Below are 20,717 nucleotides of genomic sequence, written 5' to 3' on the forward strand. Positions count from 1 at the left end.
TATTTCGGTTCTAGGAGAACTTCAGTCTTTGTAGCACTAATGTGTTTGCTCTCCATGTTATTTCAAGCAAATTCTGTATTTGCTCACGCCGCATTAGTCAAATCCGATCCACCGCGTCGAGCGGCGCTTGCTGTATCACCGAAACATATTCAACTCTGGTTCAACGAAAAGATTGAAGGAGCATATGCTTTAATTACAGTTAAGGATTCGCAACAGAATGTTGTCACTACAAATAATCCCGAAACCGTCGCAGATGACCCTAAATCTATTGTTTTAAGTTTGCCCCAGCTTGAGCCTGGACGATATATGGTGCATTATCGTGTCATGTCTGTTGACGGGCATGTTATTGAATCCAATTTTGATTTTAATGTAAAAAAATAATATGTAACAAAAAATGCTTGAAGTTATTGCCACATTTGCGCGCTGGAGTCAACTTGCGGCAAATCTGATTTTATTGGGTGGTTGTGTTTTTCTATTTATATTAAGTGCTAATAAGTCGGCATACGCAAAGAAATGGCCTGAAAAATTAGAGCGTTCATTTATCGGGCTTGCAATCACGATTCCGATAGCTTTATTGGTGATTGTATTTGCAACTATCCTGCAAATTACTGGTGATGCAGTCAATTTAAAACACCCTGGCGTGTGGTTAAATTTTCTGAATGAAACCAGGGTAGGACAAATCTGGATTGGTCGTTTCATCTTTGCAGTAATCCTTCTTCTATTCATAATATACCTGCGCAAGGTAACACGCGTTCGCTGGCACTACGCAGCTTGTGCTTCTATTGCAGCTTTACCGCTTATAGCGAGTTCATTCGCTAGTCACAGCGCTGCTGAAGGAGTGTCAATATCAGCCATTGCGCCTTATGCATTACATCAAGTTTTCGCAGGCATTTGGTTTGGCGCTTTGCCGGCTCTATTTCTCCTGTTTTATTCATCAGAACAAAGTGTTGATGTTGGCACTCATCGATTAGCTATAGAGACGGCTCAGCGTTTTTCCATAATCGCGTTACCGATTATGATATTGATTATCCTAACCGGGCTTGTTGTGAGCGATCGCATATTTGCGGAACAATATGCTGCCTTGGTAGCTACTGAATATGGGTGGTTGCTCAGTTCTAAACTACTTCTGCTTGGAATTATTCTTGTAATTGCCTGGCGAGTCCGGCCGGATTGGCTACCTGCGTTGCAGAGTAATGAGCAGACAGAAGATGGGTTAGTTGAAAACCGGAATAACATTTCGAAATGGGTGCGAATCGAGTTTATTCTGGCACTTGTTTTGATATTGCTGGCTACGATCATTTCGAATACAACGCCAGCTAAGTATACGCCTATTGATAACTGGCCTTTTCCGTTTCGATTCTCGATTGATGCAACATGGAATCAACCCGGCGTCGCATCACAGGTTTGGATTGGCATGGCAATTGTTGCACTGGCTTTTGTCGTGATTGGGTGGGGACAATTCCGGAATTGGAGTGGCAGGCGTCTGGTAATCATTCCGATGCTGCTCTTGTTATCAGGATTCGCAGTAACGTTACCTCCTTTGACGATCAAAGCTCATCCTGAAACTTATCGCCAACCACCGATTCCGTTTGATACGACCTCGATAGCAAACGGTGCCACACTTTATGCTCAGCATTGTGTCGATTGTCATGGTATTCAGGGGAAAGGTAATGGCATCAAATCGAGAACATTATCAACTAAGCTGCCCGATTTACTGATGGAGCTTCATGTTAATGATCATACACCGGGTGATTTTTATCATTGGATAAGTTTCGGGATGGTTGATACCGACATGCCAGGTTATGCCGATAAAATTCCCGAAGAAGGCCGCTGGGATTTAATTAACTTTGTTCATGCATTATCGAGAGGTTATCAAGCACGTATTCTGACACCGGAAATTGTACCCGATAAAGCATTTGCAAAACCCCCTGTCTTTTCTTATACAACTCAGGATGGCAGCCATGGCGCATTGCAGGATTTTCGTAATCGTCAACCGGTATTACTCGTTAACTTTTCGTGGCCGCAATCGAAACAACGAATCGAACAACTCAGGCATTTCTATGGCAAGCTAAGAGAGCAAAATATCGCATTATTAGCAGTGCCAACCAAGCAACTCACTACTGATGAATTGGCGCAAGTAATGGATGACCTGCCATTTCCCGTTGTTACCCAAGGTTTTGAAGAGATTACAGCTAGCTATGCACTGTGGCGGAGGACACTGAGTACTCCGGATATTATCGGGCGAGGTACGGTTCCGGATCATCTGGAGTTTTTGATCGACCGTAGTGGGTATTTACGTGCACGTTGGATTCCATCCATAGACCAATCCGGTTGGTCGGATATCGATGCCTTGATCCAGCAAGTCAATTTGTTGAATCGTGAGCGAATGGCAATGCCGTTTCCGGAAGATTCGGTTCGCTAGTTTCATTGATTACAATTTTCTGACGCAGCGATAGTTATGCGCGTGTTATCGCAACCAGCTCCAGCGTATTCCTTTTGTTCCGGTTTTTAAGTCCACAAACCCCAATTTCCCTAATGACATCCTATTTTATGCAATGCTCCGATTGTGATTGCAGACCGGAAATCAGCATTGCTTGTGGCGATTGAACAGGACTGATTTGAATCTGCTTGAAGCAGGCGTGTTCGATTTTTATTTCAAGCATGCGTTCAAGTGGAAACTGCAGAACATGGCAAATGATGATCCGGATAACACCTCCATGGGTAACAAGCAAAATTTTTTGCCCGTTAAATTGTTGTTGAACGGCATGCCAAGCCGATAAAACGCGCGTCATGAAAATAGGCAAATATTCGCCGTTTGGCGGCGGATGGTTAAACGGATCCCGCCAGAAACACGCCAAAGCATCGGCATCGATACGCATCAATTCTGCGGACGATCGATCTTCCCAATCACCGAAATGGATTTCCTGGATGCGTTCATCGCATGTAACGGGAATGGCATAGCGTTGACCGATTGCTTCGGCGAAGTCCGCGCACCGCGCGAGGGGAGAAGTGACGATTTGTTGCCATTCGATGGGACGATTTTCCATGGCCTTCCACATTTGCGCCCAACCGGTCCGAGTGAGCGGATGATTGGTGCTGCCGCAATAGCGGCCGCTGTGAACGGTTTCGCCGTGTCTGAGTAAATCGATTTGTGTTGGCATCGGTTACTCCGCAAACTGTTGACCTGATACTTGCGCTTCGGCGAAAGTCGCCATGCCGTTGTGCAGGTTGCAAGCCAGGCGCAGCAAAGGTAGCGCTGTTGCTGCGCCGCTGGCTTCGCCGAGCCGCATCTCAATAGCGAGCAGCGGTGTCGCATCGAATGCCTGAAGCACGATGCGATGACCGGGTTCGGCTGACCGGTGCGAAAAAATAAACCAATCTTTGCAGCCTGGAACGATTGATTCCGCTGCCAGAGCAGCGACCGAGCTGATAAAACCATCGATCAGCAGCGGCAATCCGATTTGCGCGCCGCGGAGATAGGCGCCGGTCAGTGCGGCAATTTCAAAACCGCCTAGGCGGCGTAACGCATCCAGCGGCGAATCAATCTGCGCGCGATGATAAGACAGCGCTTGGGCGATAACGGCTGCTTTATGCGCAATTTGCGCGGCAGTAAGGCCGGTGCCTGAGCCGGTCAGCGCTTGCGAGTCACGATTCAACAAAGCACAGGCCAGCGCTGTCGCGCTGGTAGTATTGCCGATACCCATTTCACCGCCGATAAAGATGTCGACAGAGTGCTGCTGTGCTCGCTCGATTGCATCGAAGCCGGCGGTCAGAGCTGCGGATAATTGCTGCTCCGTCATGGCCGGGGCGTGCAAAAAATTGGCAGTGCCTGAGCCAAGCCGGCGATGGATGACGCCAGGCAGGGCTTCGACATCGTTGACCGTGCCGAGATTGACGACTTCCAACGTCGCGCCAATTGCTTTGGCCAACACACTGATTGCCGCGCCGCCTCGTGAGAAATTGCGGATCATTTCACCGGTAACCGCTTGCGGGAATGCGGAAACGCCTTCGTTAGCAATACCGTGATCGGCAGCGAAAATACTGATATGCACGCGATCGGCGCAGGGTTTAACGGTATGCTGCATAGCAGCAAGCTGAATTGCCGCAGTTTCCAGGAGGCCCAGCGCACCGGGCGGCTTGGTGAGTTGCATCTGGCGCTGTAGCGCTTGATGGCATGTTGTTTCGTTGAGAGAGCAGACAGGTTCCCGCAGCCATGCGGGTGTGAGCAGCCGAGTCATAACGGTTTTCCTTTCAAAACCAGCGGCAGACCGGCGACAGTCAGGACCACCTGATCGCAGACTTTTGCTAAATCCTGATGTAGCCGACCCGCTTCATCGCAATAGCGCCGGCTTAATTCACCCAAAGGTGTGATTCCCATGTTGGTTTCGTTGCTGACTAAAATGAGCGGCCCCGATACGCGGGCGAGTACATCCAGAAAAGCGCTGTGTTCAATGTCGATTCGTAACGGATCTGGGTGGATCAGCAGATTCGTCGTCCAGAGTGTCAGGCAATCGATTAATAGACAGCGTGTTTCAGTTGCGTGTTGAGTCAATGCCGAAGCGAGTTGCAGTGGCTCTTCCACGACCTGCCAGTGATCTGGCCGCCGCGCCCGGTGCGCGGCAACTCTTGCGCGCATTTCGTCATCTCCGGCAGTCGCAGTTGCGATATAGGTGACCGGCAATCCGCTGGCTGTTGCCAAACGCTCTGCCAGGCGGCTTTTACCCGACCGTACACCACCTAGGATCAATGTTTTTGTCGCGCTCATGGAGTACACGAAGGCAAGTTGAGCATGTGATATAAACGCGCAGTATCCAGATATTGATCCACACAATCCGCTAATCGATTTATCTGAGCATCGCGCACCGCGTGGTAATCAAAAGCAATGCATGTATTTTTAAAACCGGCCCAGGTTAATAGTTCATTACAGGCAAGGGGTGATTCAAAAATGCCATGCAGATAGGTTCCCAGTATCAATCCATCGCCGCTGATAGCGCCATCATTTCCGTGCGCTAAGTGGAACACTGGTTGATAATGCGCATGAAACGTGGAGACCCCCGCATGAATCTCGTAGCCAGTCATGGCAACTTCGCTCGCAGCGAATCGTCCCTGAATGTTGCGGAGTATTTTATCGGCTTTCAGCGTTGTCTCCATATCAAAGCAGGCGAACCCTGCTGAGCTGCCTGCATCACCTTCATAGCCATCAGGATCATGAATCAATTTCCCAAGCATTTGAAAACCGCCGCAAATACCTATCAACTTCCCGCCATAGCGTAAATGACGATGGATTGCTGGCTCCCAGCCCTGTTGGCGTAACCAATTGAGATCTGCGCGGACGCTTTTAGAACCGGGTAGAATGATCAAATCCGCTGGCGGGATGGTGTCGCCGGGACCGATGAACTGCAAATGAACGTGCGGCTGCAAACGCAACGGATCGAAATCGGTATGATTGCTGATACGCGGCAGTGCCGGAACAATAACCCGGAAATGTTTCTGCTCCGAGGATGCTTTTGAAACATTAGCACAAGGTAAAGCATCTTCGGCTTCAAGGTGTAAACCCTGCAAGTAAGGAATAACACCCAACACCGGCTTGCCGGTATATTGCTCCAGCCAATCCAATCCGGAATCAAGCAATGCTTTATCGCCACGGAAACGATTGATGACAAACCCTTGGATACGCGCTTGTTCGCTTTCGCTCAATAATGCCAATGTGCCTGCCAGATGCGCAAATACACCGCCACGATCGATATCGGCAATGAGAACAACCGGGCAGTCGACCGCTTCGGCAAAGCCCATATTCGCTATGTCATTGGCGCGCAGATTGATTTCAGCAGGTGAACCGGCGCCTTCGGCGATAATTTTGTCGTATTGCCCGCAGAGTCTTGTATGCGAATCAAGCACCGCACCAAGCGCCTTCGATTTATAGTCATGAAAGTTGCATGCATCCATGTTGGCGATGGCATGACCGTGAATGATGATCTGTGCATTCTTGTCCGAAGTAGGTTTCAGCAATACCGGATTCATATCGGTATGCGGCGCCAATCCGGCGGCCAACGCCTGTACCGCCTGAGCCCGGCCGATTTCCCCGCCATCGGCGGTGACGACACTGTTGAGCGCCATATTTTGCGGTTTGAACGGTGCGACACGCACGCTTTGTCGTGCCAGCCAGCGGCAAAGTGCGGTTACCAGCATGCTTTTGCCGGCATCGGACGTGGTGCCCTGAATCATCAGTGTTTGCGCATTCATGATATTACAGATCGATACCTGATTGCGCCTGGATGCCGGCACGGAACGCGTGTTTGATGTCGGTCATTTCGGTAACGGTGTCGGCGGCATCGCATAGCGCTTCGGGCGCGCCGCGGCCGGTGATGACGACATGCTGCATCGGCGGACGGCTTTTCAGATCGCCCAGCACTTGTTGCAGATCAAGCCAGCCGAATTTGAGCGGGTAGGTCAATTCATCGAGCACAATCAAGTCAAATGACGGATCGCGCAACATGGTTTGCACTACCTCCCAGCCAAGGCGCGCGGTTTCGGTATCGTGCTCAAGATTCTGTGTATCCCAAGTGAATCCCTCTCCTAGGACATGCCAAACCACGTTTTCCTGTTTGCGGAAAAACGCTTCTTCACCGGTATCTGAGCGGCCTTTGATGAATTGCGCGACACCCACGCGCATACCATGGCCTAACGCGCGCGCCATCATACCGAATGCCGAGCTGGATTTGCCTTTTCCGTTACCAGTGAGTACCAACAGTAATCCCTGTTTGCGATCGGCGCGTGCGATGGCGGCGTCAATGACCTCTTTTTTGCGTTGCATGCGCACGCGATAACGCTCTGCGCGTTCGGAATCAGTCATCAGTTTAACCGGTTGTGGTGTTGCGCGAATTAAGCTGATGAACAGCTGTAAATAACACGTGTACTCCGATGGCTATAGCAGAATAGAAAACGAATGTTTCGATATACATTGGAAAATATTTCAGCAATTGCTCGCCGAATTCTGCGAAGCTGGTTTCTGCGATACGGCCGGAGAAGAAATAGAATCCGCCGCTGGAAAATAATCCGCACAGTATTAACCCTGTGGATGCGCTGATAAACAATGGCACCAGGGTGCTCCAGCTGAATTGATAATGTTGTGCAAACCAGCGCCCGGCCAACCATAATGAAGCATATGCCGGCAGCATGAATAGATAAGCAGGCGTCATGCAATAATCACTGACTCCGCCCCAGGTAGTGGCAGAAATGTCTAAGCCCCAGCCCAACGCAAAGAACGCCGGTAATGTCCAAGCAGATCGTAAGTAGATTCCGGCAAGGAAGAAAATCGCCCAGGATGCATCGGCTAGGTTATGGACGGTGGCGAAATGATGGCTGCGTGTCGCTATCATCAGCGCTGCAAGTAACAATCCGATAGCGATCTGGTTGCGAGTGGATAATGTCAGCATAGGTATTACTCCTTCTAGGGTTGATAACGGACCATGGCAAAAAAGCTTCGCCCGGCTTGATTATAAAACGCCGCGGTTTCATAGTGTTCGTCGGATACGTTGTCGATGCGGCCTTGCAAGCGCCATTTTGGCGCGAACTGATATTCTGCGCGCAAATCCAACTTCGCGTATGCATCCAGTTTTCGCGTATTGGCCAAGTCATCGTAGCGTTGACCTTCCACCAGCAGCATGCCGCCGACGGCATATTTACCGAATTCGCGGTTCAAATCCAGCCTGAACGATTGCTCGGCACGTCGCGGCAATATATTTCCGCGATCGGATCCCGATCCGCGATCGACCGGTTCCATCAGCGTCAAATGGGTATTGACTTGCCATGCCATGATTTGTGTAGACAATATCCCTTCAATGCCGCGGATACGAGCTTGCTCGATATTGTTCGGCGCGAATATTCTCGCATCGTACGCGATCAAATTGTCGATACGTGTTTCATACGCATTGATCGACCAGTTGCCCCAGTTAGCATGGCCGCGCGTGCCGAATTCATAGCTGAGAGAGTCTTCGGGTTTGAGATTAGGGTTGCTGAAGCCGGGAAAATATAACTCATTGAATGTCGGCGCCTTGAAAGCGCTGCCGAAGTTGGCGATCAATAAAAATTTGTCGGATAGCGGATAACTCCATCCGGCGTTGCCGGTAACACGGCTGCCGAATTGTTGATTATCGTCATGCCGGATCGAAAATTGCAAGTTATGTGCGGCGATATTGGCTTGATGCTGCGCGAATACCCCCCAATTGGTGCGTGACATTACCGTGTAGGCTTCGGTGCTGTTGATATGATCGCGCTGATAATCCATGCCCAGCGTAAGCTGCTGGTCTTTTGCGACAGTGAAAGTATTTAAAACCGAAACGTTATCTCGCGTGGTATTGAACCGGGACTGAAAAGCGGTTCCCAAAAAATTGTCACTGTCTTCCCGGCTGCTGCCCGCGATCAAATTGAAATTCCAGAATGCAACCGGCGCGTAACGGATGGTGCCGCCGACAACTTGCTGCATTAGCACGGTTTTATTGGCGAAACTGCCATCATAGTACGCTTTTCCGGTGGATTGCATGAAATTGGTTTCGATTTCCAAGCCATTTTGAAAACGGTAGCCACCGCGCATGCTGCCCGCAACATTCCGATAGCCATCGCGATCGAACAATGCGGGGTCGGATGAATCGACAAAACACCCGGCGCTGCTGGTGCCGTTGCAAGCGTTGAAGCCTTGGGTGCCGATGCCGCTGGCGGTCAGATTCAGCCAGCCTTGCGTGCCATTATATGACATACCGGTTGCACCCTCGAATGTGCCGAAGCTGCCGCCGCCGAAGTTCAAGTGTTGCCGGAAGCCGCTGCCGGTTCCCTTGCGGGTGATGATATGAATCACCCCGCCGATTGCTTCGGAGCCATACAAACTGGAACGTGGTCCGCGCACGATTTCGACGCGTTCGATTTGATCAATGGGAATGTTCTCAAACGCCGTGGTACCGGAAGTGGCCGAACCAACTTTGATGTTGTCGACCAGCACCAATACATGATCGGACTCGGTGCCGCGCATGAACACAAACGACGATTTGCCCATGCCGCCGCTATTTGAAATGCTGATTCCGGCAACACCGCGGAGTAAATCTTGCACCGAGCGTGCTTGTTGCCGCTCGATGTCTTTTCGTGAAATGACCGTTACCGAAGCCAATGCAGTGTCCGCTGTTTGCGCTGTCCGTGTCGCGGTGACGATGACCGGTTTTTCCTGATGTTCGATACTACTGGCTAAGCTATGAGGGATGGCGCCTAACCATAGCGCCGGTATCGCCGTTAAAAGGCGTTTCTGCATGATCTGATTCCTTCGCGCACACCCGCGCGTTGTCGAATTCTAAAATTGGGATGCAGAAGGAACCGGCTAGGTCAGATGCGCCGTTCGCGAACAAGAACCGCTCGACCGCCGCATATTGCCCTCCGCAATACCGTTGTGAGTTTACTTCGGGCCGGTCTCCGGACTGATGAGTGGAATGACACCCTTATCTGCGCCTTCCCGTGTCGAACACAGTGGCACTATGCAGATATTCGAGGTTGCTTGAGAAGATAAATTTGATGCGCTGTTCTGCAAAAAAGACTTGTTACAAGCTGACCTCTGCTCATTTACCGTTGCGGGGGCAGTGCTGGCTTTGCTCGATCATTTGACTGATGCGCACCAGCTTCCCGTTTAACCTTCAAAAAAAGAAAATTGAAGGCACCTGAGGTAAGTTGGCGCAGGCTACAGAAATCAAAGTTGGGTGTCAAGCCGGAATTGGCCGAATCAAGCGCCGCACTTTTCTCGTTGCTTATGGATAAATTGTTTTGCTTAACTATTTGCAATATTATTTGTGGCGCTTACCTGTTTCGGTTAGAATCCGTTTTTTAGGCGCGTAGCTCAGTTGGTTAGAGCATCACCTTGACATGGTGGGGGTCGTTGGTTCGAATCCAATCGCGCCTACCAATATACTGATAATCCGTTTTCCCTTCTTATTGCCGTGCGGCAACCAATCTTTTAGCCGGAATCTCTCTATGATTATTACCGGTTTTTTCAAGTCAATAGTGAAGCTCATGTCCGAATGCCGGCGATAATTGGAATAGAATTGAAGTTGTTGATTTATAAATTACATTCCAAATTACGCGGTATTGTTGTAGGATTCGATATGAAACTAACTGCTGTGCCGGCACTCAATGGCATCATGGTGATTTTAGGCAATAAGCGTTGGCCGGAATCGTTAGCGCCGACAGTTCACACTTTTTAAAAAAATTTCTGAAGCTGAAATAAGAATCTATTGATCGCTTTGATGGAGAAAAAAATGAATTCTTTGAAATTTGGGTTGTTCCTGGTTGCGATGATGTTATCCAATATTTTATGGGCGGAACAAATCGGGAGCGTCTCGACCAAGTTTAAAATGCTCGGCGCGAACGATAAGATTGTCATTGAAGCATTTGATGACCCGCAGATTCCCGGAGCAACCTGTTATTTAAGCCGGGCAAAAACTGGTGGGATTAGCGGTTCAGTTGGCGTTGCCGAAGACACATCGGACGCGTCGATCGCTTGCCGTCAGATCGGTCCGATTTCTTTACCGGAGAAAGTAAAAAATGGCGACGAGGATGGTAAGGAAGTTTTCAAGAAAAACACATCGCTGTTATTTAAAACGCTGCAGGTCGTCCGGTTTTACGATCCCAAACGCAACGTGCTGGTTTATTTAACCTATAGCGACCGGATTATTGAAGGGTCGCCTAAAAACAGCATTTCCATCATTCCGGTTACGCCTTGGCATTAATGTTCCGGTATCGGTGGCGTTAAATAATTTTTTTGAACGATGGTAATAAAGAGTTCCTACTATTATAATTAGCGGTTATTTCTTACCATTAGTTTTCGATAGTTAACAATAACATTCATGCAGTTATTTGCTTTCGGCATCAATCACAACACTGCGCCGCTAGATGTGCGCGAGCAGGTAACATTTCCCGAAAATACGATGGAGCATGCGTTGCGCGATCTCATCGGACGCAATCCGATCAAAGAAGCCGCGATCGTCTCCACTTGTAACCGCACGGAAGTTTATTGTTGCACCGATAAACCGGAGGAAGCGGTTGTTTGGCTTGCCGACTTTCATCATTTGCCGACGCGCGATCTGGATCCTTACTTGTACAAGCTGCCGCGCGAACAGGCCGTCAAGCATGCCTTCCGCGTAGCCAGCGGTCTGGATTCCATGGTATTGGGAGAGCCCCAAATACTCGGGCAGTTAAAGAGTGCGGTGAAATCCGCGGAGCATGCCGGCACATTGGGTTTGCTGCTGCACAAGCTTTTTCAACGCACCTTTTATGTCGCCAAGGAAGTCCGGACCTCAACCGAGATCGGCGCCAATTCCGTTTCGATGGCTGCGGCGGCAGCGCGCCTGGCCGAACGGATCTTCGGCGAGATCAACGAGCAACGTGTGTTATTTATCGGCGCAGGGGAAATGATCGAGTTATGCGCCAGTCATTTTGCCGCGAGGAGTCCCAAAAAAATAACCGTAGCCAACCGTACCACGGAGCGCGCTGAGGCATTGGCCAGCCGGTTTAATGCGCAAGCAATTACGCTCAGTGACTTGCCGGAGCAATTGGCGCTGCACGATATTGTCGTAACCTGCACGGCAAGCCCGCTGCCGATTCTGGGTAAGGGTATGGTCGAACGCGCCATCAAAATCCGCAAGCATCGCCCGATATTCATCGTCGATCTGGCGGTGCCGCGCGATGTGGAATCCGAAGTGGCTGAATTGGACGACGTGTTTCTTTATTATGTGGACGACTTGGCCGAGATCGTCAAGGAAGGGTTGGATTCACGCCAGAATGCCGTCGCGCAGGCGGAAACGATCATTGATTCGAATGTTGTCGATTTCATGCGGTGGTTTGCCACTCGCGAAGTCGTGCCGACGATTCGTGCATTGCGCGACCAGGGCGAACGATTTCGCCGTCACGAACTGGCCCGTGCCAAAAGATTGCTTGAAAAGGGAGAAGATCCCGATAAAGTTATTGAAGCATTAAGTAACAGCCTTACCAATAAATTCTTGCACATGCCTTCCAGTGTGCTGAATCACGCCACGACAGATGAACGAGAGGAATTAGTCGGATTGATTAACCGGCTATACCAACTGCATCGCCCGCAATGAATAAAAACATCACGGACCGGCTCACTCGCTTGAGTGTGCGCTTGGACGAACTAAACCAGGTATTGAGTAGCGAGTCTGCAACCGCGGATCTGGACAACTATCGCAAACTGACCCGCGAACATTCGGAAATCGTTCCGATTGTGGAACTGTACCGCGAGTATCAACAATGCGAGCAAGACATACAAACGGCGAGGGAGATGCATGCCGATCTCGAGATGCGGGCGTTTGCCGAAACTGAAATCCAGGCCGGGAAAGAAAAACTCGTTAAAATCGAAGCTGAAATTCAAAAACAGCTACTGCCGAAAGACCCCAACGATGAACGCAATATTTTTCTGGAAATCCGCGCCGGAACCGGCGGCGATGAATCGGCGCTGTTTGCCGGTAACTTGTTCCGGATGTATTCCCGCTATGCGGAAAGAAGAGGCTGGCAAGTGGAAATCATTTCGCAGAGTTTGTCGGATATCGGCGGTTACAAAGAGATCATTGCCAAAATCATTGGCCAAGGCGCGTATTCTCGATTGAAATTCGAATCCGGCGGTCATCGCGTGCAGCGGGTTCCTGTAACTGAAACGCAGGGACGCGTGCATACATCGACTTGCACCGTGGCGGTGATGCCGGAGGCCGATGAAGTCAGCGAAGTGGTGCTGAATCCCGCGGAATTGCGTATCGATACTTTCCGTGCTTCCGGCGCGGGCGGCCAGCACATTAACAAAACCGATTCCGCCGTGCGCGTGACGCATTTGCCGACCGGTATCGTGGTGGAATGCCAGGATGGCCGTTCGCAACACAAAAATAAAGCGCAAGCGCTGAGCGTGCTGGCTGCGCGGATTCACGACAAGCAAATGCGCGCGCAACATGCGGAGCAGGCGGCGACGCGGAAATCCCTGGTGGGAACCGGGGAGCGGTCGGAACGGATTCGCACCTACAATTTTCCGCAAGGCCGGATAACCGATCATCGCATCAATCTGACGCTTTATAAAATGGATCAGATCATGGACGGCGATATCGATGAACTTTGCTCGGCGCTGGTGGCGGAACATCAAGCGGAATTGCTGGCGGCATCGGTACAGGAGTAGTTGCCGCCTGATTGCCGGTCCGGTTCTTTCTTCGATGCAGCACGAAACCATTGCACAAGCATTAGCGGCCGCCTGCCGGTCGATTGACCCGGTGGACGCGCGGCTGTTGCTGGAGTATGTGTTGCATGCCAATCACGCCTTTCTGCTGACGCATCCCGAGCACCTGTTGACCGGGCCGCAATCGGCAACATTCTCGCAATTGATCCAGAAGCGCGCGAAGGGAATACCGGTGGCCTACTTGACCGGCGAGCGGCCGTTTTACGACTTGACTTTTCAAGTCACGGAAGCGGTTCTCATTCCCCGGCCTGAAACCGAACTGCTGGTCGAATGGGCGCTGCAGCAAATCCCGGAGGAACAAACTGGGCGAATCCTGGATCTGGGAACCGGCAGCGGCGCGATCGCCATTACCCTTGCCAAGCATCGTCCTCAATCGCATGCCGTTGCGGTGGATTTATCGCCGGATGCTATCGTCGTTGCGCAGCGGAATGCCAAGACGCTGGGTGTAACCAATCTGGAATTTGTGGCCGGGAATTGGTTCGATGAACTTTCCGGAGAGAAATTTGATCTGATTGTTTCAAATCCGCCGTATGTCGCCGCACGTGATCCACACTTGCAACAAGGTGATTTGCGGTTTGAACCGGCATTGGCTTTATCGGCTGGCGATGATGGTTTAGCTTGTATTAATCAGATTATCGCGGCCGCGCCCCGCCATCTGGCTGCCAATGGCTGGTTACTCCTGGAACATGGTTATGATCAAGCGGAAGCTTGCAGGGAATTACTGCAGCGAGCGGGATTCAATAATATTTGTTCCAAGCCTGACTTGGCTGGCATAATGCGCGTCAGCGGCGGGCAGTTGAATTTTTCAATGTGAGCTATATATGGCGTGATCAGTGCAACAACGAATGACGCTTGAGAAACTCTGAACCTGGTATCTGTAATAAACTTTTGGAACGATCTATTGGAGAATTAACACCATGAATGTTGAAGATTTAATTGAACAACAAGTAACCACACATCCGGTCGTACTGTACATGAAAGGCACGCCGGAACAACCGCAATGCGGCTTTTCCGCAAACGCAGTGAATATTTTGAAGGCTTGCGGCATTGATAATGTTTTTACAGTCAATGTTCTGGAAGATCCTGAAATCCGTCAGGGTATCAAGGATTATTCAAACTGGCCGACGATTCCGCAGTTATATGTCAATGGCGAATTCATCGGCGGCTCGGATATCGTTTCCGAAATGTACGAAAATGGTGAGTTGCAGAGACTGTTTGAGAATCAGGAATAATGTGAGACCTTTGCACGGTGTCATGAGCGGTACGAGAATAAGGCAAAAATTTGCGAACAAGCGGAGTTTACAACGGGGTAAATGAGCATTTTTCGCGAATTTTTAACGCAATTATCGTGCCGCGTAGTAACCGTGCAAAGGTCTCAATGTAACTATCAGCTTCGATCCGGTTTATTCAGCAAATAAACCGGATCGAAGCACCGCTTAATTCACCGCAGCAGCAATCACCCAATAACGGGCAAATTTCCCCACCGCAATAAACAGCAGCGCCCACAACCAATTGGCGCGCAACCACCCGGCTGCCACGCATAAGATATCGCCGATCAGCGGCGCCCACGATAGCAGCAAAACCGGTGTGCCATGTTGCCGCACCCATTCCAATCCGCGTGTTTTGCCACCCAGTTTTTCATGCAACGCTTTTTCATCCGGCAGCAACCGGCCGATCAGATACGAACTCATGCCGCCCAGGGTATTGCCGATCGTTGCCAAGGTTAGCGCTGGCCAATGCAAATCGGGGTAGGCCAGCAGAACCCCCACCAATACCGCCTCCGATCCGCCGGGAAGCAAGGTGGCGGCTAAAAAACTGCTAGTGAATAACGCCAGCAGGCTTGATTGTTCATCCATATGTACTATTTAAGAAAGGTAAAAGGGTGGTAGTTTATCTGGATATTCTGCGAGATAATGAAGTTCTAATATTTGCTCGCATTAAAGAGAATTTTTGTAACTTTGCAGCCTACCTCACTAGGCTAAGAATCCATGGATATCCGCTTTAATTCAACTGATCTAGCTAAGAGTACAGATACATTGCAAGTGGAAATGGTGCGCCGTGCCTCTGATGGTGAGATTATTGAGGTTAGAGATTGGATAGTGACTCAAACTGAAAAACAAATTCATTCTCTCCGCCCTAAAATTCGGCAAGAAATTAGTGAAAAATTTTCGTGTTTTTATTGTGGCCATGGTGTTTATTTGCGTAAGCATGCGCACGGTGGCCACTATTTTGTGCACAGAGAAAAGATTGCTTCCGAAAAAGCTAAATGCATCTATCAGCAAAATCGAATGATATCTTCCGAAGAGCGCGATCGGATTCGCTATCATGGTCAACGTGAAGGCTTGCGACATATCAAAACTAAAGAGCTTACAGTGAGAGTATTGCGATCTGATCCCAGGTTTTCAGAACCAGAGATAGAGAAAAGATGGACTAGTTTTTCTGATGGTTGGAGAAAGCCTGATGTCGCTTCAAAATGGAATATGCAACAGATAGTCTTTGAAGTGCAAGTATCCAACACGTATCCACAAGTGGTTGCAGAAAGAACCAATTTCTACCGCAAACAAGAAACCTTGCTAATATGGATCTACGATCGCCTGAAGGAAAAAGATTGGCGTACGCTGCATGCCGATAACTTTTGTTCAAATGGTCAACATTTGTTTTTGGTTGATGAAGAATGTGCAATCCTCTCAGAAACAAAAAGTTGTGCCTATTTCAGGATTTATACACAGCGACCGGAAGTTGAGCCATTTAAGTGTGAAACTGATGGAAAATGGCGGCTTAAGATTGTTCAAAAGGAATACTTTGAGCTGGTTCCATTCTCTTCGCTATCGTTAAATGTTGATTCTCAAACTGCAACTTATTTTGATATTGAGAAAGAGCAATTTATCACCAATCACAAGGTTTTATGTGCTGAAGTCCAAGCTAGATACTTAGATGATGCTTATGATTTATTGGAGAAATCCATTCAAGAATTTTATGATGATAAGCAACCGATTGTTGATAGAGAGAAGTTTTTAAAAGGATGGGCAGCTCTTATTTGTGGTATCGAAAGTAAAAAACTGGAGCAACCGATAGGGACAAAATATACAAATGTGGTTGAAGTGCTCAACTTGATACATGATCATTACCCGAGTTTCTTTCCTTACTTGGTTCAGACATTGGATCGACTGAAAATTGATCCGCATTCGCAGCGCAGTGGGAAATGGAAAAAGCGAGTCAGTGATTTTTATGAAGGAAAGTATAAAGGAGGCCCAATTCCTCAACCGCATGCAAAATCCAAGAAATTATTGGAGTATATTTACTTCTGAAGATGTGTTTTTATACTTTTTCTATAAGTTGTACTGAGGAACTTTCAGCCGTTTTGCGCCCAACTTCAATAAACTCACGGATATAAGAAACTGCGTTATCCGCCTCCCGCATCGCCAGATACAATTTCTGAAAAAGACCTAGATCACCGATTTGGACTTTTTTGAGATTCAAGTCTTTGTTCTTGATGTCGGCGAGCCATTCCGGCAGCACGCACACGCCGCGGTTGAGCGCGGTCATTTGCAGCATGATTTCCAGCGATTCGATGGGTTTCAGTTTTTCCGGTTCTAGGTGCGCGGGGGTGAGGAAATGCGTGAGGATGTCCAGCCGCTCCAACGGCACTGGGAAAGTCAGCAGCGTTTCCTTGCTTAAAAGCTCCGGTGTTATTTGTTGTAAATCGGCCAGCGGATGGCCGGGCGCTGCCAGCAGGACTAACTGATATTCCGCGAGGATTTCGTATTCGATGCTGTCTTTGCGCACCAAGTCGGGGGTGATCAGTACGTCGATGTGATGATTCAGTAAGCCTTCCAATCCCGAAAATTGAAATTTCTGCACGATGTCGACATCGATGCCGGGCATTTGCCGCATGTACTGGCCGATCATGCCGGTGAGCCATTCAAAGCAGGGGTAGCATTCCACGCCGATACGCAGGATGCCTTGCTTGCCTTCGCGGTAGGCTTCGAGCATCTTTTCCGTTTGTGCGATTACCGGCAACACTTGATTGGCGGTTTCCAATAACAGCAGCCCGGCTTGCGTCAAGCGCAAATTGCGGCCTTCGCGTTCCCACAGCGCGATGCCGAGTTTCTTTTCCAGATAGCTGATTTGATGGGATAGCGCCGGTTGGCTGAGGCACAACGCATTCGCGGCTTCGGTCAAAGTACCGTTGGCGTGCAGCGCCTGGATGATTTTCAGGTGGCTATGTTCGATCATGTATGAGGAAACCTTATTGGAGGTTTGAAACTTATCATTATTATTTATTAATCACCCTTCATACAATAGCGTCACTTTGAATAACTTCGAATGGTGATGAAACAATGGTAACGACACATAACCTTGGATTTCCGCGGATCGGAAGAAACCGCGAATTAAAATTTGCATTGGAAAAATACTGGAAAGGGGAGCAAACCGAACACGCTTTATTGGAAACGGCGGATACGCTTAGGCAGCAGCATTGGCAGGATCAATCGCAGCTGGATTGGATCCCGGCCGGGGATTTTTCATTATACGATCATGTGCTGGATACCAGTTTCATGCTCGGCAACGTTCCTGAGCGGGTTGCGGTTTTAGCTGGCAGCGAATTGGACAGCTATTTTCGCGTCGCCAGAGGCCGCTCGCCCGCCGATAAATCCGCCTGCGGCTGCGTTCACGCCGGTGAAATGACGAAATGGTTCGATACCAATTATCATTACATCGTGCCCGAATTTTCCAGTGAAACGCGCTTCGCGTTGAATGCTAACCGCTTGCTTGAACAAATCCGGCAAGCGCAAGCGGTTCATTCGCAGGTCAAGCCGGTGATTCTGGGGCCGGTCAGTTATTTGTGGCTGGGTAAATCCAAGGACGGCAGCGGCAAGCTCGAGCTGCTCGAAGAATTGCTGGCGGTTTATGCGCAATTGCTGAACGAACTCAAAAGCGCCGGTATCGACTGGGTGCAGATCGACGAACCGGTGCTGGTGATGGAGCTGCCGGAACCGTGGAAACACGCATTGCGGCAAGCGTATTATCAACTGCAAACCACGCCGGTGAAATTGCTGTTGACGACCTATTTCGGGCAGCTGCAAGACAATCTGCAATTGGCGTGCGAATTGCCGGTCGCGGGGTTACATCTGGATGCTGTTTCGGCGCACGATGAAGTCGCCAAAGTGATCGACTGGCTGCCGGCGCATAAAACTCTGTCATTGGGCATAGTCAATGGCCGCAATATCTGGAAAACCGATCTGACCGCGACGTTGGATTGGCTGGAACCGGTGCACGATCGCTTACAAGACCGGTTGTGGCTGGCGCCGTCGTGTTCGTTGCTGCATGTTCCGGTCGATGCCGCGAGCGAGACCAAGCTGGATCGTGAGATCCATTCGTGGCTGGCGTTCGCGGTGCAAAAACTGCATGAGGTAGCGATATTGGCAAAAGCGCTGAATCATGGCCGGGAAAGCGTTGCGGGCATGTTGCGGAACAATCAGGCTGCGATCGTCAGCCGCTGGCAATCGAGCCGAGTGCATCAGCTGCCGGTCAAAGCGCGTTTGCAGGAAGTTACCAATGCGCTGGGTAACCGCCGCTCGCCGTATCATCAACGAGCAATCGTGCAGCGGGAGCGGTTCAGGTTGCCATTGTTTCCGACCACCACCATCGGATCGTTTCCGCAAACTCAGCGAATCCGCCAAACGCGCCGCGATTTCCGTGCCGGTCAACTGGCGCAAGCGGATTACCGCCGGGCGATGCAACAAGAAATCGAACATTGCGTGCGTGAGCAGGAGGCGCTAGGATTGGATGTGCTGGTGCACGGCGAACCCGAACGCAATGATATGGTGGAATATTTCGGCGAACATTTGGACGGCTTCGCATTTACTGAATTCGGCTGGGTACAGTCGTACGGTTCGCGTTGCGTCAAACCGCCGGTCATTTTTGGCGATGTTAAGCATGCGCAGCCGATTACCACAGAGTGGATTCAATACGCGCAATCCTTAACCAGCAAGCCGATGAAAGGCATGCTGACCGGGCCGGTGACAATGCTGAATTGGTCGTTTGTGCGCGATGATCAGCCGCGTTCGGAAACCTGCCTGCAATTGGCGCTGGCGATTCGCGACGAAGTATTGGCGCTGGAACAAGCCGGTATCCGCATGATTCAGATCGACGAAGCAGCGTTGCGGGAAGGTTTGCCACTCCGGAAATCGCAATGGAATAACTATCTGGATTGGGCGATCCGGGCATTCCGCATCGCCGCTAACGGCGTTGCCGACCAAACCCAAATTCACACGCATATGTGCTATTCTGAATTCAATGACATCATTGAAGCGATTGCGCGTATGGACGCGGATGTCATTACCATTGAAACTTCCCGTTCGGATATGGAATTGCTCGATGCTTTCGATCGCTTCCAATATCCGAATGAAATCGGACCGGGCGTGTACGATATTCATTCACCCAATATTCCGGCGGTCGATTCGATCGTGCAATTGCTGGGAAAAGCCGCGCGGCGGATACCGCCCGAACGGTTGTGGGTGAACCCGGATTGCGGATTGAAAACCCGCACGTGGGAAGAAGTGAAACCGGCGCTCAGCAACATGATCGCCGCCAGCCGGCAGTTAGCGGATCAGTTTGCGGCGCAAGCCAGCTAAATTTGACTTGCCGGTGTTATTTAGCGATGATATGCAGCATCTTTATCCATCACGGTTTATAAGGAGTAATCATGACAACCAATACCCTGCTCAAACAAAAAATCAGTGCCATTATCAGCGAGAAACATCTGCTAAAACATCCATTTTATATCGCTTGGACCGAAGGCAAATTGACCAAGGAACAACTGCGTCACTACGCCGAGCAGTATTTTTATAACGTGCTGGCGGAACCGACCTACCTGAGCGCGGTGCATTTCAACACTCCGCACATTCACTCAGAAACCAATAGCGGCGACATCAGCGTGCGCCAGGAAGTGTTGAAAAATCTGATCGATGAAGAACACGGCGACAAAAATCACCCGGCATTGTGGAAGAATTTCGCGTTTGCATTAGGCGCGAACGATCAGATCCTGGCGAATACAGATGCATTACCGTCCACCGAGAATTTGGTCAACACATTCCGCGATATTTGCCTGAATCGCCCATTCTATGCTGGTTTGGCCGCATTGCACGCGTTTGAGTCGCAAGTGCCCGATATTGCTGCAGTGAAAATCGACGGCCTCGCCAAATTCTATGGCATGGATAATCCGGAAGATTACGAATTCTTCTCGGTTCATCAACAAGCCGATATTTATCACTCGCAAGCCGAATGGGCAATCATCGAGCGCTTTGCCGATACCCCGGAAAAACAAGCTGAAGTGCTGGCGGCAACCAAAGAAGCGTGCGATGCGCTGTGGGGCTTCCTCGACGGTATCCATGAAACCTATTGCAGCAATCTGATTTGCGAAGAAAAAGCGGCAGCAACCGTTCATTAA

At 49.9% G+C, this 20,717-nt stretch carries 19 protein-coding genes, 1 tRNA gene and 1 riboswitch; of the genes, 11 read left to right on the top strand and 9 right to left on the bottom strand.

Annotation, left to right across the window (positions count from 1 at the left end; translation table 11 throughout):
* The first annotated feature begins 54 nt into the window (after window positions 1–54).
* Both RBH92_RS03820 and RBH92_RS03825 read left to right on the top strand, forming a co-directional pair.
* Entirely contained in the window at window positions 55–381 is a 327-nt protein-coding gene (locus RBH92_RS03820; RefSeq protein WP_292922697.1) for a copper resistance CopC family protein, read from the top strand.
* A gap of 13 nt (window positions 382–394) precedes the next feature.
* Entirely contained in the window at window positions 395–2,422 is a 2,028-nt protein-coding gene (locus RBH92_RS03825) for a CopD family protein (protein WP_307933331.1), read from the top strand.
* Window positions 2,423–2,543: 121 nt separating this feature from the next.
* On the opposite strand, the gene RBH92_RS03830 is transcribed toward RBH92_RS03825, so the two are convergent.
* Genes RBH92_RS03830 through btuB form a run of 7 tightly spaced genes read right to left on the bottom strand, consistent with a single transcriptional unit; the run spans window position 2,544 to window position 9,298 of the window.
* Window positions 2,544–3,161: a histidine phosphatase family protein gene (locus RBH92_RS03830; RefSeq protein ID WP_307933332.1), complete on the bottom strand. Its 618-nt coding sequence runs from the start codon at window positions 3,159–3,161 to the stop codon at window positions 2,544–2,546.
* Window positions 3,162–3,164: 3 nt separating this feature from the next.
* Window positions 3,165–4,238 (bottom strand): nicotinate-nucleotide--dimethylbenzimidazole phosphoribosyltransferase, encoded by a 1,074-nt coding sequence (gene cobT, locus RBH92_RS03835; protein ID WP_307933333.1) that lies wholly within the window; start codon window positions 4,236–4,238, stop codon window positions 3,165–3,167.
* Window positions 4,235–4,765, bottom strand: a complete 531-nt coding sequence (gene cobU, locus RBH92_RS03840) for a bifunctional adenosylcobinamide kinase/adenosylcobinamide-phosphate guanylyltransferase (protein WP_307933334.1) — start codon at window positions 4,763–4,765, stop codon at window positions 4,235–4,237. Before cobU ends, cobT begins: the two co-directional genes overlap by 4 nt.
* The gene (locus tag RBH92_RS03845; protein WP_307933335.1) at window positions 4,762–6,243 is read right to left on the bottom strand and encodes a cobyric acid synthase; all 1,482 of its coding nucleotides are present in this window, start codon (window positions 6,241–6,243) and stop codon (window positions 4,762–4,764) included. Before RBH92_RS03845 ends, cobU begins: the two co-directional genes overlap by 4 nt.
* Before the next feature lie 4 nt (window positions 6,244–6,247).
* The gene (gene cobO / locus RBH92_RS03850) at window positions 6,248–6,853 is read right to left on the bottom strand and encodes a cob(I)yrinic acid a,c-diamide adenosyltransferase (protein WP_307933336.1); all 606 of its coding nucleotides are present in this window, start codon (window positions 6,851–6,853) and stop codon (window positions 6,248–6,250) included.
* A 4-nt stretch (window positions 6,854–6,857) separates the two neighbouring features.
* Window positions 6,858–7,436: a hypothetical protein gene (locus tag RBH92_RS03855; protein ID WP_307933337.1), complete on the bottom strand. Its 579-nt coding sequence runs from the start codon at window positions 7,434–7,436 to the stop codon at window positions 6,858–6,860.
* A gap of 14 nt (window positions 7,437–7,450) precedes the next feature.
* Window positions 7,451–9,298 carry a TonB-dependent vitamin B12 receptor gene (btuB, locus tag RBH92_RS03860; RefSeq protein WP_307933338.1) on the bottom strand — a complete coding sequence of 616 codons (1,848 nt, stop codon included), beginning with the start codon at window positions 9,296–9,298 and terminating at the stop codon, window positions 7,451–7,453.
* A 132-nt stretch (window positions 9,299–9,430) separates the two neighbouring features.
* Window positions 9,431–9,717: riboswitch (cobalamin riboswitch) on the bottom strand.
* Window positions 9,718–9,863: 146 nt separating this feature from the next.
* Between btuB and RBH92_RS03865 the strand changes: the two genes are divergently transcribed.
* From RBH92_RS03865 to grxD, 6 genes are all read left to right on the top strand, one after another.
* A tRNA-Val gene (locus tag RBH92_RS03865) sits at window positions 9,864–9,940 on the top strand.
* 352 nt (window positions 9,941–10,292) lie between these two features.
* Window positions 10,293–10,763, top strand: coding sequence for a CreA family protein (locus RBH92_RS03870; RefSeq protein WP_307933339.1), 471 nt, complete (start codon window positions 10,293–10,295; stop codon window positions 10,761–10,763).
* 117 nt (window positions 10,764–10,880) lie between these two features.
* The gene (hemA, locus tag RBH92_RS03875; protein WP_307933340.1) at window positions 10,881–12,134 is read left to right on the top strand and encodes a glutamyl-tRNA reductase; all 1,254 of its coding nucleotides are present in this window, start codon (window positions 10,881–10,883) and stop codon (window positions 12,132–12,134) included.
* Window positions 12,131–13,210 (top strand): peptide chain release factor 1, encoded by a 1,080-nt coding sequence (gene prfA / locus RBH92_RS03880; protein WP_307933341.1) that lies wholly within the window; start codon window positions 12,131–12,133, stop codon window positions 13,208–13,210. The genes hemA and prfA overlap by 4 nt, the downstream gene beginning before the upstream one ends.
* Before the next feature lie 34 nt (window positions 13,211–13,244).
* Window positions 13,245–14,081 (top strand): peptide chain release factor N(5)-glutamine methyltransferase, encoded by an 837-nt coding sequence (gene prmC, locus RBH92_RS03885; protein WP_307933342.1) that lies wholly within the window; start codon window positions 13,245–13,247, stop codon window positions 14,079–14,081.
* A 103-nt stretch (window positions 14,082–14,184) separates the two neighbouring features.
* Window positions 14,185–14,499, top strand: a complete 315-nt coding sequence (grxD, locus tag RBH92_RS03890; protein ID WP_292922675.1) for a Grx4 family monothiol glutaredoxin — start codon at window positions 14,185–14,187, stop codon at window positions 14,497–14,499.
* A 204-nt stretch (window positions 14,500–14,703) separates the two neighbouring features.
* Here grxD and RBH92_RS03895 read toward each other — a convergent pair whose 3' ends face one another.
* Window positions 14,704–15,123 carry a YqaA family protein gene (locus RBH92_RS03895; protein WP_307933343.1) on the bottom strand — a complete coding sequence of 140 codons (420 nt, stop codon included), beginning with the start codon at window positions 15,121–15,123 and terminating at the stop codon, window positions 14,704–14,706.
* A gap of 132 nt (window positions 15,124–15,255) precedes the next feature.
* Between RBH92_RS03895 and RBH92_RS03900 the strand changes: the two genes are divergently transcribed.
* Window positions 15,256–16,575 carry a competence protein CoiA family protein gene (locus RBH92_RS03900; protein ID WP_307933344.1) on the top strand — a complete coding sequence of 440 codons (1,320 nt, stop codon included), beginning with the start codon at window positions 15,256–15,258 and terminating at the stop codon, window positions 16,573–16,575.
* Between the two features lie 10 nt (window positions 16,576–16,585).
* Here the strand turns inward: RBH92_RS03900 and RBH92_RS03905 are convergent, their stop codons facing one another.
* Window positions 16,586–17,503: a LysR substrate-binding domain-containing protein gene (locus RBH92_RS03905; protein ID WP_307933345.1), complete on the bottom strand. Its 918-nt coding sequence runs from the start codon at window positions 17,501–17,503 to the stop codon at window positions 16,586–16,588.
* 104 nt (window positions 17,504–17,607) lie between these two features.
* Here RBH92_RS03905 and metE point away from each other — a divergent pair, with 104 nt between their 5' ends.
* On the top strand, window positions 17,608–19,902 hold the full coding sequence (metE, locus tag RBH92_RS03910) for a 5-methyltetrahydropteroyltriglutamate--homocysteine S-methyltransferase (protein ID WP_307933346.1): 2,295 nt from the start codon (window positions 17,608–17,610) through the stop codon (window positions 19,900–19,902).
* A 71-nt stretch (window positions 19,903–19,973) separates the two neighbouring features.
* The gene (locus RBH92_RS03915; protein WP_307933347.1) at window positions 19,974–20,717 is read left to right on the top strand and encodes a 4-aminobenzoate synthase; all 744 of its coding nucleotides are present in this window, start codon (window positions 19,974–19,976) and stop codon (window positions 20,715–20,717) included.

This window comes from Nitrosomonas sp. sh817, assembly GCF_030908545.1.
In the GTDB taxonomy this organism is placed as follows: Bacteria; Pseudomonadota; Gammaproteobacteria; order Burkholderiales; family Nitrosomonadaceae; genus Nitrosomonas.